This is a genomic window from Dyella silvatica, assembly GCF_026283955.1.
In the GTDB taxonomy this organism is placed as follows: Bacteria; Pseudomonadota; Gammaproteobacteria; order Xanthomonadales; family Rhodanobacteraceae; genus Dyella_C; species Dyella_C silvatica.
Genome location: NZ_JAPDPE010000123.1, coordinates 1 through 15,656, shown reverse-complemented (window position 1 = coordinate 15,656; position 15,656 = coordinate 1). Strand labels below are relative to the sequence as shown.

16 protein-coding genes and 1 pseudogene are annotated in these 15,656 nt (G+C 60.5%); 13 read left to right on the top strand and 4 right to left on the bottom strand.

Going from position 1 to position 15,656, the window contains the following annotated elements; all coding sequences use genetic code 11:
- On the bottom strand, nt 1–223 hold a 223-nt coding region (locus OUZ52_RS19105; protein WP_323135376.1), incomplete at its 3' end, for a TetR/AcrR family transcriptional regulator.
- A gap of 234 nt (nt 224–457) precedes the next feature.
- Between OUZ52_RS19105 and ndk the strand changes: the two genes are divergently transcribed.
- From ndk to moeB, 8 genes are all read left to right on the top strand, one after another.
- Nucleotides 458–883 (top strand): nucleoside-diphosphate kinase, encoded by a 426-nt coding sequence (ndk, locus tag OUZ52_RS19100; protein ID WP_266160129.1) that lies wholly within the window; start codon nt 458–460, stop codon nt 881–883.
- A gap of 12 nt (nt 884–895) precedes the next feature.
- On the top strand, nt 896–2,029 hold the full coding sequence (gene rlmN / locus OUZ52_RS19095) for a dual-specificity RNA methyltransferase RlmN (protein ID WP_266160128.1): 1,134 nt from the start codon (nt 896–898) through the stop codon (nt 2,027–2,029).
- Nucleotides 2,019–2,819: a type IV pilus biogenesis/stability protein PilW gene (gene pilW / locus OUZ52_RS19090; protein WP_266160127.1), complete on the top strand. Its 801-nt coding sequence runs from the start codon at nt 2,019–2,021 to the stop codon at nt 2,817–2,819. Before rlmN ends, pilW begins: the two co-directional genes overlap by 11 nt.
- Nucleotides 2,820–2,905: 86 nt before the next feature.
- Nucleotides 2,906–3,859 carry a helix-turn-helix domain-containing protein gene (locus OUZ52_RS19085; RefSeq protein WP_266160125.1) on the top strand — a complete coding sequence of 318 codons (954 nt, stop codon included), beginning with the start codon at nt 2,906–2,908 and terminating at the stop codon, nt 3,857–3,859.
- A gap of 171 nt (nt 3,860–4,030) precedes the next feature.
- Nucleotides 4,031–4,681 (top strand): YfgM family protein, encoded by a 651-nt coding sequence (locus OUZ52_RS19080; protein ID WP_266160123.1) that lies wholly within the window; start codon nt 4,031–4,033, stop codon nt 4,679–4,681.
- A complete protein-coding gene (gene bamB, locus OUZ52_RS19075) occupies nt 4,678–5,904 on the top strand; it encodes an outer membrane protein assembly factor BamB (RefSeq protein WP_266160122.1) in 1,227 nt (408 codons plus the stop codon). The genes OUZ52_RS19080 and bamB overlap by 4 nt, the downstream gene beginning before the upstream one ends.
- 21 nt (nt 5,905–5,925) lie before the next feature.
- Nucleotides 5,926–7,323: a ribosome biogenesis GTPase Der gene (gene der / locus OUZ52_RS19070; RefSeq protein WP_266160121.1), complete on the top strand. Its 1,398-nt coding sequence runs from the start codon at nt 5,926–5,928 to the stop codon at nt 7,321–7,323.
- Between the two features lie 67 nt (nt 7,324–7,390).
- On the top strand, nt 7,391–8,500 hold the full coding sequence (moeB, locus tag OUZ52_RS19065; RefSeq protein WP_266160120.1) for a molybdopterin-synthase adenylyltransferase MoeB: 1,110 nt from the start codon (nt 7,391–7,393) through the stop codon (nt 8,498–8,500).
- Here the strand turns inward: moeB and OUZ52_RS19060 are convergent.
- Entirely contained in the window at nt 8,497–9,069 is a 573-nt protein-coding gene (locus OUZ52_RS19060) for a GNAT family N-acetyltransferase (protein WP_266160119.1), read from the bottom strand. The genes moeB and OUZ52_RS19060 overlap by 4 nt on opposite strands.
- 62 nt (nt 9,070–9,131) lie before the next feature.
- Between OUZ52_RS19060 and folD the strand changes: the two genes are divergently transcribed.
- From folD to OUZ52_RS19035, 5 genes and pseudogenes are all read left to right on the top strand, one after another.
- Nucleotides 9,132–9,992, top strand: a complete 861-nt coding sequence (folD, locus tag OUZ52_RS19055; RefSeq protein WP_266160118.1) for a bifunctional methylenetetrahydrofolate dehydrogenase/methenyltetrahydrofolate cyclohydrolase FolD — start codon at nt 9,132–9,134, stop codon at nt 9,990–9,992.
- A 123-nt stretch (nt 9,993–10,115) separates the two neighbouring features.
- Nucleotides 10,116–11,573 carry an IMP dehydrogenase gene (gene guaB, locus OUZ52_RS19050; protein WP_266160116.1) on the top strand — a complete coding sequence of 486 codons (1,458 nt, stop codon included), beginning with the start codon at nt 10,116–10,118 and terminating at the stop codon, nt 11,571–11,573.
- 142 nt (nt 11,574–11,715) lie between these two features.
- A complete protein-coding gene (gene guaA, locus OUZ52_RS19045) occupies nt 11,716–13,299 on the top strand; it encodes a glutamine-hydrolyzing GMP synthase (RefSeq protein ID WP_266160115.1) in 1,584 nt (527 codons plus the stop codon).
- A 38-nt stretch (nt 13,300–13,337) separates the two neighbouring features.
- Nucleotides 13,338–13,460, top strand: a complete 123-nt coding sequence (locus OUZ52_RS19040) for a hypothetical protein (protein WP_266160114.1) — start codon at nt 13,338–13,340, stop codon at nt 13,458–13,460.
- Nucleotides 13,436–13,675 (top strand): annotated as a pseudogene (locus tag OUZ52_RS19035) (nucleoside deaminase); the annotation flags it as partial. The gene OUZ52_RS19040 and the pseudogene OUZ52_RS19035, both read left to right, overlap by 25 nt.
- A 21-nt stretch (nt 13,676–13,696) precedes the next feature.
- Here the strand turns inward: OUZ52_RS19035 and OUZ52_RS19030 are convergent.
- Nucleotides 13,697–14,554: an NAD-dependent protein deacetylase gene (locus OUZ52_RS19030; RefSeq protein ID WP_266160113.1), complete on the bottom strand. Its 858-nt coding sequence runs from the start codon at nt 14,552–14,554 to the stop codon at nt 13,697–13,699.
- Between the two features lie 7 nt (nt 14,555–14,561).
- Nucleotides 14,562–15,278 (bottom strand): HAD family hydrolase, encoded by a 717-nt coding sequence (locus tag OUZ52_RS19025; RefSeq protein ID WP_266160112.1) that lies wholly within the window; start codon nt 15,276–15,278, stop codon nt 14,562–14,564.
- Between the last annotated feature and the right edge of the window lie 378 nt (nt 15,279–15,656).

Sequence of the window (15,656 nt, the reverse complement as noted above, 5' to 3'; positions counted from 1 at the left end):
CCAGGGCGGCCATGCGGCGGCCGTTGAGCTCGTCGAGACGGCGGCGGAAAACCTCTTCGATGAGGCGGTCTTTCGAGCCGAAGTGATAATTCACGGCGGCCAGATTCACTCCGGCGGCTGCCGTAAGCTGGCGTAGTGAGGCGCCATCGAAGCCGTGCTGAGCGAACAAGACCTCGGCAGCGCCGAGACTGCGTTCTTTGGTCGATTGCGGAATGCTTTGCACGTTCGGGTCCCAGGCAGGGGGTAGGGTGTCAAACGATCGTTTGAGACTATCCGACCTGATTCGTCCGCGTCAAACGAACGTTTCAGGCATTAGCCGGCGACTTGCGTATCAGTTAGAATCTGTCAGACTTTCATGGGCTAAATCCGCATTCTGTGACGGATTTAGCCCTGAACCAGCCGGCTAAAGATCGGCCATCCTAAATTCCCTTTCCGTTTTTCCCGGAGCAGATTGACTATGGCGCTGGAGCGCACCCTTTCCATCATCAAGCCCGACGCCGTTGCCAAGAACGTTATCGGCGAAATTTATGCGCGTTTTGAAAAAGCCGGCCTGAAGGTCGTTGCTGCCAAGATGAAGCACTTGTCGCGCAAAGAAGCCGAAGGCTTTTATGCCGTGCATCGCGAGCGTCCGTTCTTCAACGCGCTGGTCGAGTTCATGATCTCCGGCCCGGTGATCATCCAGGCGCTGGAAGGCGAGAACGCCGTACTCAAGCACCGTGACCTGATGGGTGCGACCAATCCGAAAGAAGCCGCGCCGGGCACGATCCGCGCTGACTTCGCCGACTCCATCGACGCGAACGCCGTACACGGTTCCGACGCCGCCGAAACGGCGAAGAACGAAATCGCGTATTTCTTTGCCGAGACGGAAGTCTTTACACGCTGAGGTTTTGACGTTGTGAACCAGGTAGTGGACCAACCCACCGAGAAGGTCAACCTGCTCGATTTCGATCGCCAGGGCTTGCGTGATTTTTTTGCGCAGCTCGGTGAGAAGCCTTATCGCGCCGAGCAGGTGATGAAGTGGATCTACCATCACCTGGAAGACAACTTCGAAAACATGACCGATGTAGGCAAGACGCTTCGAGCCAAGCTTGAAGCGTCTTGCTATATCGGGCCGCCCAAAACGGTGTTCGACAAAGCTGCTGCCGACGGCACGCATAAGTGGCTGCTCGGCATGGATGGCGGTAACGCCATCGAGGCGGTGTATATCCCGGAGCCGACCCGCGGCACGCTGTGCGTGTCTTCGCAGGTTGGTTGCGGACTCAACTGCCAGTTCTGCTCCACCGCAACACAGGGTTTTAATCGCAACCTTTCGACGGCCGAAATCATCGGTCAGATGTGGGTGGCGGCAAAGTACCTGGGCAATATCACGCACCAGAATCGCCGTATCACCAACGTGGTGATGATGGGCATGGGCGAGCCGTTGTTGAACTTCGACAACGTGGTCAAGGCGATGAGCCTGATGCGCGATGACCTCGGTTTCGGCCTGGCTTCCAAGCGCGTCACGCTGTCGACCGCCGGCTTGGTGCCGATGATCGACAAGCTTTCCGAGACTATCGATGTATCGCTGGCGGTGTCGCTGCATGCCGCCAATGACGAGCTGCGCACGGAGCTGGTACCGCTCAACAAGCGCTACCCGATCGCCGAGCTGATGGCTTCATGCAATCGCTGGCTGGCGCGTAAGCCGCGTACTTCGATCACCTTTGAATACACCTTGATGAAGGGCATCAATGACCAGCCCGAGCATGCTCGCCAGCTGATCAAGCTGATGCGCCGCATGCCCAACTGCAAGGTCAATTTGATTCCGTTCAATCCGTTTCCAGGTACCCGTTTCGAGCGCTCCGACGCGACGGTTATCCGTGATTTCCAAACCCAGTTGCTCAATGCCGGCGTGCTGACGATGTTGCGTCGCACGCGTGGTGACGATATTGATGCTGCCTGCGGTCAGTTGAAGGGGCAGGTGCTGGATCGCACCCGCCGTCAGGCCGAGTTCCGCAAGCGGTTGGATGAGGGGGTAATTCATGCGGTTTGACCGGTTTCAGCTCGATGCAAGAGTGATGCTTGCGAGCCTGATCCTGCTCTTGGCTGGCTGCGTCAGCGTTGGTGGCGAAACCGCCCCAAGCAAAATCACGCAGTCCAGCAAATCCGACCAAGCCATGGACGCCGCGCGCATCCATACGGATCTTGGCCAGCAATACATGCAGAACGGTGACTTGCAGGGGGCGCTGGAAAAGCTCACCAAGGCACTGCAATTCGACCCTAATTACATTCCCGCGCATACCGTAATCGCGGTGTTGTATGAGCGGATCAACGATATGCCGAATGCCGAGCTGCACTACCGAAAGGCGGTTGCGCTCGATCCAGTGAAAGGTGCCGCAAACAATAACCTGGGCGCGTTCCTGTGCAAGACGGGCAGGGCCACTGAGGCGGTGACGTATTTCCAGAAAGCCGTTGCCGATCCGTTTTATCAGACGCCTGCCACCGCATGGTCGAACGCAGGCACCTGCCTGAAGCGCAACAACAACTATGCCGGTGCCGAAGCCGATTTTCGCAAGGCCCTAGAAGTCGATCCGCAAAACAGCGACGCGCTGTATCAGATCGGCAACCTGCTTTATCTGCGCGGCGACGCTTTCCGTGCGCGAGCTTTTGTCCAGCGTTTCGAAGCGCTTGGACAGACCAGCCCGGCGGCACTCAAGCTTGGCCATGACATCGAATCTCGTCTGGGCAACAGGGAAGCTGCCCTCATTTACAGTCGGCGCTTGCAAAGCCAGTTCCCGGATTCGGAGCAGGCGCGCGCCCTCGATGTAACTGCAAGCCCATGACCTCTAAACAGTCATCTTCGATCGATAATGCGAGCCTCGACACGGACCAGCCTGCTGTTGATCAACCTGCTGTTGATCTGTTTGGCATGCCCGAGAGCAGTGTCGAGACGCTGTCTTTGAATGCCGCGGTTAGCCACTTCGGGGCACGTTTGCGTGCAGCCCGCGAGGCGCGTGGACTGGATCTGAACCACTGTGCGCATAACCTGCGTTTGCCGCTGCGCGTATTGCGCCAGCTGGAAAGCGAGGAATACAGCGGCATCGATTATCAGGTTTACCTGACCGGCTACATCAACAAATACGCTCGTTTCCTCGGTGTCGACGAGGCTGCGATTCAAGCCGAGCTGGCTCGCCTCAGGCCCGACCAGCCCCAGCCCGCGCTCGTTGCCACCGGCGGCATTTCGCATTCGCGCTATCTGTTGGAGCATTACGCTCGCGCAGCGACTTACGTGGTGCTGACTGCGGCGATCGTGGTGCCGACCATCTGGCTCGGTGTGCGCGGCACGCTGGATCGCGATGTCAGTCATCTGGCGCCCCTGGATGCCGCGCCGGTGGCGCAGCAAGAGCAGATGCTTCCCGCCAGTTCGTCTTCTTCCGCCGCGACGGTAGCTAGTGCCTCATCGGCGCAGGCGCCTGCGGCGGCCACGCCATCGCATGCCGATGAGCAACCGCTGCTTGCATCGATGACGCCGTTCCTCGGCGGCGACAGCACGCAGCCTGCCAAGTCGGCCCCGGCCACGGCAATAGCCGATGCGGCAAGCTCCGGCACCGGTGCGCACAGCCTGACCTTGAACCTGCCTAATGCGAGCTGGGTCGAGGTGACGGCAGCCGGTGGTTCACGTTTGGAATATGGCCTGCTTCCAGCCGGCAGCGTGAAGACTTACCGCAGCGACCAGCCGCTGGAGGTGCGCCTTGGCAATGCCGGCGGCGCCGAAATCACTCTTGACGGCCAGCCGATGGCGCTGGACGCATACCGTCGCGCGAATGTTGCCCATTTCCGCGTCGAATTGCGTGATGGCAAGGCGACACCGGCTAGCTTCTAGGCTGCGTGTCCGCTCAGCGTTGTAGGACGCAATCGGTTATGCTTGCGCACTGCCTGCTCCTGAACGAGCAGGTCGGGCTCGGCTTTTTTTCTTCCCCGCGGCAAGCGCATCCCATATCAGTACAACCGATATAGGTGTTGTCAGGCGCGCGGCCTCTTGAATGGTGATGGCATGTCATTTGAAGCATACGACGACTACGAACAGAGCGAACGCGTACAAAAATGGCTGCGTCAAAATGGTCTGTCCATTGTCGTTGGTATTGCCCTGGGTCTAGTCGCCATCTTTGGCTGGCAGCAGTGGCGCAACCACAAGTCGGGGCATCAGGCTGAAGCTGCGCAGGTTTACCAGCAAATTCAGAACGCGTTGTTGGCCAACAAGGCCGATGCCGCCGATGCGTTTATCGATCAGATGTACAAAGACTATGCCGACACGACGTATGCCGTGTTCGCCGCCAGTGACCGGGCGCAGCGCCAGGCGCAGGCCAAGCAATGGGACAAGGCATTGGCCTCCCTGAGCTGGGCCGAGAGCCACGCCAGCGATCCGCAATTGAAGGCGCTGACCCAGCTGCGCATGGCGCAGGTGGAGCTGGCGCAGAACAAGCCAGCCGACGCATTGGCTGCGCTCGACCGGATGCCGGCAAAGAGTTACGAAGGCCTCAGCCAGGAACTACGTGGCGATGTGCTGGTCAAGCTTGGTCGTCCCGACGATGCGCGTCAGGCCTACCAGGCAGCAAAGTCGGCCATGGGCGAGGATGCGCCGCAAAGCGGCGCCTTGCAGACCAAAATTGATGATCTGGCTGCGGCCGGAAAGCAGGGTGCATGAAACCTGATTTTAAAAAGGGCACGGTTATGAAGCGGGCTTTGTTGATTGCACTGACTTCGTTGATAGCCCTTGCTGGCTGCCATTCGTTCAAGAAAGAAAACGTCCAGCCGCCGACACCGCTAGACAAGAGTTTCAAGCCCACGGCGCAGGTCACGCGCTTGTGGACCAGCAGCGTCGGCAAGGGCGCCGGCGAGAGCGGTATCCGTTTGCGTCCTGCTTATGCCGATGGCGTGCTGTATGCAGCGAGTACCGACGGCAAGCTGGCCGCGTTCGATGCACAGAGCGGCAAGACGCTGTGGTCGAAAAGCGATCGTACCCACGGCTGGTTCGGTTGGGGCGACAAGAAGCGTCCCGACGTGTTTTATGCCGGTGGTCCGATGGTCTCCGGCGACCTGCTGGTGGTCGGTACCCTTGATGGTCATGTCTACGGCCTGGGCGCCAAAGACGGCAGCCCGCGCTGGCAGGCCACGCTCTCCTCCGAGGTAGTGTCCTCGCCGGTCATTGTCGGCAACTTGGTGGTTGCCCGCACCAACGATGGCCGGCTGTATGGCCTGGACAGCAGCACGGGCGAACGTCGCTGGGCTTACGATCAAAGCACGGTGCCGCTGCTGAGCTTGCGCGGTAACGGTCCGATTCTGGCTGCCAATGGCGTCGTTTTCTTTGGCAGCGACAACGGCAAGCTGGTTGCGCTGCGCATGGACAACGGCGAAAAGCTCTGGGAGCAGACCTTGGCCAGCGGCGAAGGCCGTACCGAGATCGACCGCCTGAACGACGCCGATGGCGGTATCTTGCTGGATGGCAGCACCCTGTATGGCGCCGCCTATCACGGTAATTTGATCGCCGTGGATGGTCCCAGTGGCCGTCCGCTGTGGGCACACCCGTTCTCGACCTTTACCTCATTGGATATCTCCGGCAACGCGCTGTACGGCGTCAACGATCTATCGCAAGTGTGGGCGTTCGATAAGAGCGGTGGCGCCGATATCTGGAAAAACGATAGCCTGAAGTACCGTTGGCTCACCGGCCCGGCAATCCAGGAAAACTACATTGTGGTCGGCGACATGGAAGGTTATGTGCACTGGCTGCAAAGTAGTGATGGCGCGCTAGCCGCGCGAGAGAAGCTGTCGAAGAAGCCCATCCGGGCACAGCCGTTGGTGGTAGGTGACACCGTGTACGTTGAAGATGTGAAGGGCCGTATTGGCGCTTACCGTCTGTCAGCGCATTAATTCAGGACTGATGTTCCCATCATGCTGCCCGTTGTCGCTCTGGTCGGTCGCCCCAATGTCGGTAAATCGACCCTATTCAACGTTCTGACGCGCAGCCGTGATGCTTTGGTCGCCGATATGCCAGGCGTCACTCGTGATCGCCATTACGGTGTCTGCCGTTCTGGCGAACGTCCCTTCGTCGTCGTCGATACCGGCGGTTTGTCCGGTATCGATGAAGGCATCGATGCCTTAACTGCACAGCAGGTGCGCCTGGCGATCAGCGAGGCGCAGGTGCTGGTGTTTGTGGTCGATGCGCGCGATGGCCTGCTGCCGCAGGATCGCGGCATCCTCGACGAGCTGCGCCGCAGCGGCAAGCCGATCATCGCGGCGGTCAACAAGACCGACGGCCTTGACGAGCAAAACGCGCTGGCTGAATTTGCTTCGTTCGGACTTGCTGCAACCTTGCCGTTGTCGGCGGCGCATAACCGCGGTACCGAAGATCTCATTGCTCTCACCTTGCCGATGCTGCCGGTGGAAACCGAGGAGTCGGTGGAGCAGCGCGAAGACGGCAGCATCCGCGTAGCCATTGTTGGCCGCCCGAATGCGGGCAAGTCGACGCTGATCAATCGCCTGCTTGGCGAAGAGCGGCTGATTGTCTCCAGCGTGGCGGGCACCACTCGCGATCCCATCCGTGTGCCGCTGGAGCGCGACGGCAAGCGCTACACCCTGATCGATACCGCTGGCGTCCGGCGCCGGGCGAGGGTCGAAGAGGCGGTCGAAAAATTCAGCGTGATCAAAACGCTGCAATCGATGGCCGCCGCCCAGGTCGTGGTGTTGATGATTGATGCGCGGGAAAACCTTGCCGACCAGGATCTCACCCTGATCGGGCATGCCCTCGATGAGGGCCGGGCGCTGGTCATTGCCATCAACAAATGGGATGGCATGGATGCTTATCAGCGCGAGCAATGCCAGCGTGCGCTGGAGCGCCGGCTCAGCTTTGTCGAGTGGGCGAAGCAGGTGTTTATTTCTGCGTTGCACGGCTCGGGTTTGCGCGAGCTGATGCGTGCGGTGGTCCGCGCTCACACTGCGGCAACCAAGGAAATCGGCTCCTCCGAGCTGACCAAAACCCTTGAGCGTGCTTACGAGGGCTATCAGCCGCCGCTGGTCCGTGGCCATGCGCCTAAGCTGCGGTTTGCGCATCCGGGTGGTTTGAATCCGCCGACCATCGTGATTCACGGCAGCCGTACCAAACACATTGCCCCGGCTTACCGGCGCTATCTGGAAAACTTCTTCCGCCAGCGCTTCAAGCTGGAGGGCACGCCGATCCGCATCGATTTCCGCGATGGCGAAAACCCCTTTGCGGGCAAGAAGAACGTGCTTACCGAAGCGCAGCAGCGCAAGCGCCAGCGCATGGTTCGCGAGATGAAAAAACGCCGCTAGCCTTATCTCATCGCAGTACACATCCTGTGCTGCGATCGCGCTTGGATCGTCCTACACTGCCGTTCTTATGACTGAGTCACTGAACCGCGAAACCTGGCTGGCCCGCCTGCGCCAGGATATTGCCGAGATATCCCCCGCCGAAGCGTTAGCGCGCCAGGCGCAGGGTGCCTTGTTGATCGATGTGCGTGAAGACGATGAACGTGCGGCAGGCACGCCCGCCGGTGCGATCGGTTTATCGCGCGGCTTGCTTGAGTTGCGCATCGAGCAGATCGAGCCGGATCGCTCGCGCAGCATGCTGACTTTATGCGGCAGCGGCCAGCGTTCGTTATGGGCCGCTGAGTCGCTATTGCGCCTGGGCTATGCTGATGTCCGCTCCGTTGCCGGCGGCATGAATCGCTGGAAAAGCGACGGCCTGCCGCTAGTGGCGGGTGAACTGGATGCTGATGCGACCGAGCGTTATGCGCGGCAATTGCGTTTGCCGCAGGTAGGGCCGGCGGGGCAGGCGAAACTCGCCCAGGCAAAAGTCGTCTTGCTCGGTGCCGGAGGCCTGGGTGCGCCGGCTGCGCTTTATCTGGCCGCCGCGGGGGTCGGGCAACTGAGCTTGATCGACGATGATCGGGTCGAGCGCTCCAATCTGCACCGGCAGATCATTCATGCCGATGCACGTGTCGGTATGAGCAAAACCGAGTCGGCGCGGCTGGCATTGGCAGCACTCAATCCGCGGGTGCAGGTTCATGCTCGCCACGAGCGCTTGCGGGCCGATAACGTCGAGGGTTTGCTGGCCGGCCACGATGTGGTGGTCGATGGTGCCGATAATTTTCCGACGCGCTATCTGCTGGCTGCCGCGACCCGGCGTCTGCGGTTGCCGATGGTCTACGGCGCGGTCGAGCGGTTTAGCGGGCAGGTAAGCGTGTTTGACCCCCGGCGCGACGACTCGCCTTGTTATCGCTGCCTGTTCCCGGAGCCGCCGTCGGCCGCCGAGGCGCCCAATTGCAGTGAGGCCGGCGTGCTGGGTGTGCTGCCGGGGGTGATTGGCTTACTGCAGGCGACCGAGGTGTTGAAACTGATACTGGGCTTGGGTGAGCCGCTGCTAGGCCGTTTGTTGAGCTTCGACGCACTGCGCATGCATTTTGGCGGCTACGAAGATATCGCCCGGTTGTGCGCCTCAGCCGGCTAGCTGAGATCGGCTGGAATCAGCGAATACATCCGGGCGTCTTGCGGCTGGCCGCGAACGCTTAGCCGTTGTCGCGCGATTCCTTCAAAAGGCGCGCCGGCGCGCTCGGCGCTGCGCTGGCTGGGTAGGTTCTCGACGGCGACGACGATCTCCAGGCGTTGCAGACCCAAGTGGCTGAAGGCATAGGCTGCCAGTACGTTTATCGCCAGAGCGGCATTGCCCTGGCCCTGTCGGGATTGACGAACCCAGTAGCCGATATTGGCCATCTGGAATTCGGGGCGGAACTGGTTGACAGCAATGCATCCGATCAGCTCACGGCTTTGTTTGTCGGCCATGGCCAGCGCGCATTCGTCGCCGCGGCCTTGCCAGCTTTCACGGGTCAGCTCTATCCATTGGCGGGCGTCTTCCACGGCATAGTCAGGTGTGCACCATGCTTGCCAATAGCCGATGCTTGGCATCGATTCGTGCAGGGCGCCGACCAGGGCTTCGGCATCGTGCTCATGCCAAAGACGCAGCTGCAGGTTTTGCTGGTTTAGTCCCTGGGCTAACTCATCGAGATGGCGCGTGGTCATAGACTATTTGTGCGAGTACGGGCGAGCCACGATAATGCAAGGTTTACGGGGCCAGGGTCACCATGAGCGCACGCATTCTCGACGGTAAACGCATCGCCCAGGAACTGTTGGAGCGCATCGGCAAACGGGTCACTGAGCGCAAGGCGCAGGGGCTGGCCGAGCCGGGGCTGGCCGTGGTGTTGGTGGGCGACGATGCCGCTTCATCGGTGTATGTGCGCAACAAGCGCAAGGCTTGCCACCAGGTGGGTTTTCGCTCGTTCGACTTTGACCTGCCATCGAGCACCACGCAGGACGAATTATTTGCCTTGATCGACCGGCTGAATGTCGACCCCGCCGTGCAGGGGATCCTGGTGCAGTCGCCGTTGCCCGAGCATATCGACGAGGATGCCCTGGTCGATCGCATTGCGCCGAACAAGGACGTCGACGGATTCCAGGCCGTAAGCCTGGGGCGCCTGGTGTTGCGTCGTTTCGGCCTGCGTCCATGCACGCCCAAGGGCGTGATGACCTTGCTTGGCCACACCGATCGCCCGGTGCGCGGTCAGCATGCGGTGGTGGTCGGGGTCTCCAACCATGTGGGACGCCCGCTTGCCTTGGAGCTATTGATCGCCGGCTGCACCACCACCTGCTGTCACCGTTTTACCCGCGACCTGGAAAGCTTTGTGCGCCAGGCCGACATTGTCATCGTCGCGGTCGGTCGGCCGGGCCTGGTCAAGGGCGAGTGGATCAAGCCGGGTGCGGTGGTGATCGACGTGGGTATTAATCGTCTTGACGATGGCCGTCTGGTCGGCGATGTCGATTTTGCCGCGGCGGCCGAGCATGCCAGCTGGATTACCCCGGTCCCGGGCGGCGTCGGCCCGATGACGGTGGCCACCCTGATGGAAAATACGCTGGAAGCGGCCGAGGCGTTCGATACCTTGCCGTAAACGCTATTGCGGGCCTGCCCTGTACGCAGGGCAGGCTTCCCCTCAAAGGATGATTTGCCGCAGCCTGCTGGTATCGAAACGGGGTGATGCGTATAATCCTCTCTTTGCAGCGGGACTTTTCGCATGCGGATCCTCGCCGAGGCTCTCACCTACGACGATGTTTACCTCGTTCCGGCCCATTCGGCCGTTCTACCGCGCGATGTGGATACTTCCGCGCGATTGACCCGCAGTCTGCGGTTGAACATTCCCATCGTGTCCGCCGCCATGGACACCGTCACCGAAGCCCGGCTTGCCATCACCATGGCGCAAAGCGGTGGCATCGGCATCATCCACAAGAACATGACCGCCGAGCAGCAGGCCGAAGAAGTGCGCCTGGTGAAGAAGTTCGAGGCCGGGGTGATTCGCAGCCCGATCACCGTCGGGCCGAACACGTCCATTCGCGAAGTGCTGCGCTTGACCCGGGCACACAACATCTCCGGCGTGCCGGTGGTCGATGGCGAACAGCTGATCGGTATCGTCACCAGTCGCGACTTGCGCTTTGAGCGTAAGCATGACGACCCGGTGCGCAACATCATGACCCGCCAGGACAAACTGGTGACGGTGCGTGAAGGCGCCAGCCAGGACGAAGTGCTGCAGTTGCTGCACAAGCACCGCATCGAGAAAGTCCTGGTGGTCAACGACGACTACCAGTTGCGCGGCTTGATTACCGTCAAAGATATTCAAAAGGCCCGCGACAACCCCTATGCCGCCAAAGACCGTCACGAACGGCTGCTGGTGGGCGCTGCGGTCGGCGTAGGCGGCGATACCGAACTGCGCGTTGCCGCACTGGTCGATGCCGGTGTCGACGTGCTGGTGGTGGATACCGCCCACGGCCATTCGCAGGGCGTGATCGAGCGTGCCGGCTGGGTCAAGAAAAACTACCCGCAGGTGCAAGTCATTGCCGGCAATATCGTTACTGGTGAAGCCGCCCGGGCCCTGCTCGATGTCGGCGTCGATGCCGTCAAGGTCGGCGTGGGCCCAGGTTCGATCTGTACCACCCGCGTGGTTGCCGGTGTGGGCGTACCGCAGATCACCGCCATCGATATGGTCGCCACGGCGCTGAAAGACGAGATTCCGTTGATTGCCGATGGCGGTATCCGTTACTCGGGCGATATCCCCAAGGCGCTTGCCGCCGGTGCTTCCACCGTTATGCTGGGCTCGATGTTTGCCGGTACCGAGGAATCCCCCGGCGAAGTGGAGCTGTTCCAGGGCCGCTCGTACAAGAGCTACCGTGGCATGGGTTCCATCGGCGCGATGGCCCTGGGCTCCAAAGACCGCTACTTCCAGGACGAAGCCGACGCCGACAAGTTGGTGCCGGAAGGTATCGAAGGGCGCGTGCCGTATCGCGGTCCGTTGCGCAACATCATCCATCAGTTGATCGGCGGCCTGCGCGCGTCGATGGGCTATCTGGGGGCGGCGACGATTGAAGATGTGCGGCAAAAAGCACAGTTCGTCAAAGTCACCTCGGCCGGTGTCACCGAGGCGCATCCGCACGATATCCAGATCACCAAGGAAGCGCCGAACTATCGGCTGAATTCCTGAGGGTAGAGGACAGGGAGCCGGAAGTGGAGCGTCGCAGCCATCGATCTCCTTTTCCGGCTTCGCTCTCGTTGCCGCAATCACTTTTGTATTTGAAGCGGAGTGGTTTTCCATTCCTCCACCTCTCCCCTGATGCTTTGCGCTCATGACCCAAATTCATAACGACAAAATCCTCATCCTCGATTTCGGCGCGCAATACACCCAGTTGATTGCCCGGCGTATCCGCGAGCTGGGTGTGTACTGTGAGATCTGGGCGTGGGATCACGAGCCGTCTGAGATTCTCGCCTTTGGTGCCAAGGGCATCATTCTTTCAGGTGGTCCTGAGTCGACTACGCTGGACGACGCGCCGAAGGCGCCGCAAGAAGTATTCGACGCCGGTTTGCCGATACTGGGCATTTGCTACGGCATGCAGACCCTGGCGGCCCAGCTTGGCGGGGCCACCGAGGCGGCCGATGCGCGTGAGTTCGGTCATGCCACGGTCGATGTCATTGCGACCGATCGTCTGCTCGCCGGGCTTAATGATCATCCTGGCTCGGCGCAGACCCTCGATGTATGGATGAGCCATGGCGACCATGTCTCCGTCGCGCCGCCCGGCTTCATCGTCACCGGTCGCACCGACCGCGTGCCGGTGGCAACCATGGCCAATGAGGACAAGCGCTGGTACGGCGTGCAGTTCCATCCCGAAGTAACGCACACCAAACAGGGTGGGGCGTTGCTTAAGCGTTTTATCACCGAGATTTGCGGCTGCCGCACGCTTTGGACCGCGGCCAATATCATCGAAGACCAGATCGAGCGCGTGCGTGCCCAGGTCGGTGACGATCAGGTGCTGCTCGGCCTCTCCGGCGGGGTCGATTCCTCGGTGGTGGCGGCGCTGCTGCATCAGGCCATTGGCGACAAGCTAACCTGCGTCTTCGTCGATACCGGCCTGTTGCGTTGGCAGGAAGGCGACCAGGTCATGGCCACCATGGCCGAGCACATGGGCGTCAAGGTCATTCGCGTCAATGCCGCCGAGCGCTATTTCAACGCCTTGGCCGGTGAATCCGATCCAGAGGCCAAGCGCAAAATCATTGGCCGTCTATTCGTGGAGATCTTCGACGAGGAATCGTCCAAGCTGACCACGGCCAGCGGCGGTCAGGTGAAGTGGCTGGCGCAAGGCACGATTTATCCCGACGTGATCGAATCCGCCGGTAGCAAGACCGGCAAGGCGCACGTGATCAAGAGTCATCACAATGTCGGTGGCTTGCCTGAGCATATGAAGCTCAAGCTGGTCGAGCCATTGCGCGAGCTGTTCAAAGACGAGGTGCGCCGTATCGGCGTGGAGCTCGGCCTGCCGCGCGCCATGGTGTATCGCCATCCGTTCCCGGGCCCGGGCCTGGGTGTACGTATTCTCGGCGAAGTGAAGCGCGAGTATGCCGAGCTGCTGGCGCGCGCCGATGCCATTTTTATCGAAGAGCTGCGCGCCTGGGATCTGTACGACAAGACCAGCCAGGCCTTTGCGGTGTTCTTGCCGGTGAAGTCGGTCGGTGTGGTCGGTGACGCGCGCGCCTACGAGTGGGTCATCGCATTGCGCGCGGTGGAAACCATCGATTTCATGACCGCACATTGGGCGCATCTGCCTTACGATTTCCTCGGTAAGGTCTCCAATCGCATCATCAACGAATTGCGTGGCGTCTCCCGTGTTGTCTACGACATCAGCGGCAAGCCACCAGCGACGATCGAGTGGGAGTGAGTTTTGCTCGGTCCATTCACCTCGGCTGATGCGCTGACATGAGCGACGAAAGTATCGAGCAGCCGCTGTCGTTTTCCGAGCAGGACATCGTCTACATGCAGCGGGCACTGCAGTTGGCAGCGCATGCCCGCGATGCATGCCTGGCGCCACGTTGTACGTAACGCTGGAGCCGTGTGCGATGTGTGCGATGGCCTTGGTCCATGCACGCATCGGCCGCGTGGTCTACGCCGCGACCGACCCTAAAACGGGGGCTGCCGGCAGCGTGTTCGATACCTTGATCTCGGAACGCCATAACCACCGCATTCAAGTGCAAGGTGGTTTGTTGGCGGAAGAGTCATCCGCGATGTTGCGCGAATTTTTCCGTTCGCGGCGCTAACCGCGCTGTGAGTCATACGGATCAGAGGTCAGTCAGCATTGGCGCGCAAGGCTGCTCGATCTTCAGGCTAAGCAAGGCATCGGCACGTGTCCGCCCCAGATTCACCGCGGCGATGGGCTTGCCGGCTCGCGCGGCGGCAAGGGCAAAGCGATAACCGGAATAAACCATCAGCGATGAGCCGACCACCAACATGGCGTCGGCATCGTGGACGGCCTTCATTGCTGTTTCGACGCGCTCACGCGGTACGTTTTCACCAAAGAACACTACATCGGGTTTTAAGATGCCGTCGCAATGCGGGCAGGCGGGTACGCTGAAGCTGGAAAAATCCAGGCCCTGAAGATCTGCATCGCCGTCGGGTGCATCGGCGGCATCGAGTTTTATCCAATCCGGGTTCAGGCGTGTCAGCTCGGCTTGAAACGCCTCACGCGGCAGCCGCACTTCGCAAGCCATGCAGCGCACCCGATCCAGGCGGCCATGCAGGTCGATCACCTGCTGACTGCCGGCAGCCTGATGCAGACGGTCGACGTTCTGCGTCACCAGGCAGGGCAAGACACCCGCCGTTTCCAGTTTGGCCAAGGCATGATGCACCGCATTGGGCAGGGCGCGTCCAAACCGGCGCCAGCCAATCAGGCTACGTGCCCAATAACGCTGGCGCGTCGATAGCTCGCCCATGAACGCCTGATAGGTGACCGGCTGTGGTCGTTTCCAATCGCCTTGCCGGTCGCGGTAGTCGGGAATGCCGGAGTCCGTACTGCAGCCGGCGCCGGTCAGTACGAACAGCCGGCTATGCGACTGAACAAACTCGCGCAGCCGCTGCCGATCTCGGTCGAGATTGGCGTCGCTATCGGATGAGCCTGCATGCCGCGCGTGGGTGTCCATTGCAGCGTCAGGCAGCAGCCCGGGCATCCAGGATCGACAGCGCTGCGGCGATGCCGTCCGCTGCGGCGACCTGCACCACTCGCGGCGATTCGGCGGTGAAGTCGGTATCCACTTCGTGCGCCCAGGTCACGTGGTAGGGCATGTAAATGCCCCAGCCGCCCATGTGCACCACCGGAGCGATATCCGAGCGTAGCGAGTTACCCACCATCAGGAACTGTTCCGCGTTGACGGCGCATTCGGTGAGCACGCGTTGATAGGTGCGCGCATCTTTCTCGGAAACGATTTCAATCCGATGAAACAGGTCCGCCAGTCCGCAGTGGTGTACTTTCTGCTCCTGATGGAAAAGGTCGCCCTTGGTGATCAGCACCACACGGTGCCGCTGTGCTACTGCTTCGACCGCGGCGCGAATGCCCGGCAGCAGCTCAACCGGGTGCGTCAGCACGTCTTTGCCGATGGTGATGATTTGATGCAGGTCGGCGACGCTGATGCGCGATTCTGTCATTTCTATCGCAGCCTCCAGCATCGACAAGGTCATACCCTTGGCGCCATAGCCGAACAGTTGCAGATTGCGTCGCTCGGTGGCCAGGAGCCGCTCATGTAGCCGCGTATCGGCAAGGTCAACATAGTGGCCAACGATACGTTCGAATTCGCTATTGGCCGCCTGGTAGTAACCCTCGCTATGCCAAAGCGTGTCATCGCCATCAAAACCCACCAGCTCAATCACGAGACGTATCTACCAATAAAAGAGGAAGGGTCGTCACCATAACTCATGCATCCATGCACCCAAAAGATGCCACAAGAATTTGGCTGCAAGCGGGCTTTGGCTTTACATGGACGGGTCAACCTGATAAAAGCCCAAACGTTTGGTTTTGTGCTGGATCGGTGCAGTCAAACGCAGGGGAAAAACATTTATGCCTACTCAGATGGTTGATTTGGATCAGCCTCGTCGAAAGGCCGTGGCCGCAATGAGGTCAAGTCTTGGCGAGATAGAGTGGCAAAGGAATGCTGCCTTTGTTGAAAGTCTGCGGCAATTGATTGCCCAGCATCCGGTGGCCCGGCATCCCGCTATCGGCGTACTTAACAGCGGTGTGCTCGATCATGC

Bases quoted from the DNA above. Each gene is read 5' to 3' on its own strand.
- OUZ52_RS19060 (WP_266160119.1), bottom strand. From the start codon at position 9,069: ATGACCACGCGCCATCTCGATGAGTTAGCCCAGGGACTAAACCAGCAA.
- ndk (WP_266160129.1), top strand. From the start codon at position 458: ATGGCGCTGGAGCGCACCCTTTCCATCATCAAGCCCGACGCCGTTGCC.
- folD (WP_266160118.1), top strand. From the start codon at position 9,132: ATGAGCGCACGCATTCTCGACGGTAAACGCATCGCCCAGGAACTGTTG.
- bamB (WP_266160122.1), top strand. From the start codon at position 4,678: ATGAAACCTGATTTTAAAAAGGGCACGGTTATGAAGCGGGCTTTGTTG.
- OUZ52_RS19085 (WP_266160125.1), top strand. From the start codon at position 2,906: ATGCCCGAGAGCAGTGTCGAGACGCTGTCTTTGAATGCCGCGGTTAGC.
- guaA (WP_266160115.1), top strand. From the start codon at position 11,716: ATGACCCAAATTCATAACGACAAAATCCTCATCCTCGATTTCGGCGCG.
- der (WP_266160121.1), top strand. From the start codon at position 5,926: ATGCTGCCCGTTGTCGCTCTGGTCGGTCGCCCCAATGTCGGTAAATCG.
- pilW (WP_266160127.1), top strand. From the start codon at position 2,019: ATGCGGTTTGACCGGTTTCAGCTCGATGCAAGAGTGATGCTTGCGAGC.
- guaB (WP_266160116.1), top strand. From the start codon at position 10,116: ATGCGGATCCTCGCCGAGGCTCTCACCTACGACGATGTTTACCTCGTT.
- moeB (WP_266160120.1), top strand. From the start codon at position 7,391: ATGACTGAGTCACTGAACCGCGAAACCTGGCTGGCCCGCCTGCGCCAG.
- OUZ52_RS19030 (WP_266160113.1), bottom strand. From the start codon at position 14,554: ATGGACACCCACGCGCGGCATGCAGGCTCATCCGATAGCGACGCCAAT.
- OUZ52_RS19080 (WP_266160123.1), top strand. From the start codon at position 4,031: ATGTCATTTGAAGCATACGACGACTACGAACAGAGCGAACGCGTACAA.
- OUZ52_RS19040 (WP_266160114.1), top strand. From the start codon at position 13,338: ATGAGCGACGAAAGTATCGAGCAGCCGCTGTCGTTTTCCGAGCAGGAC.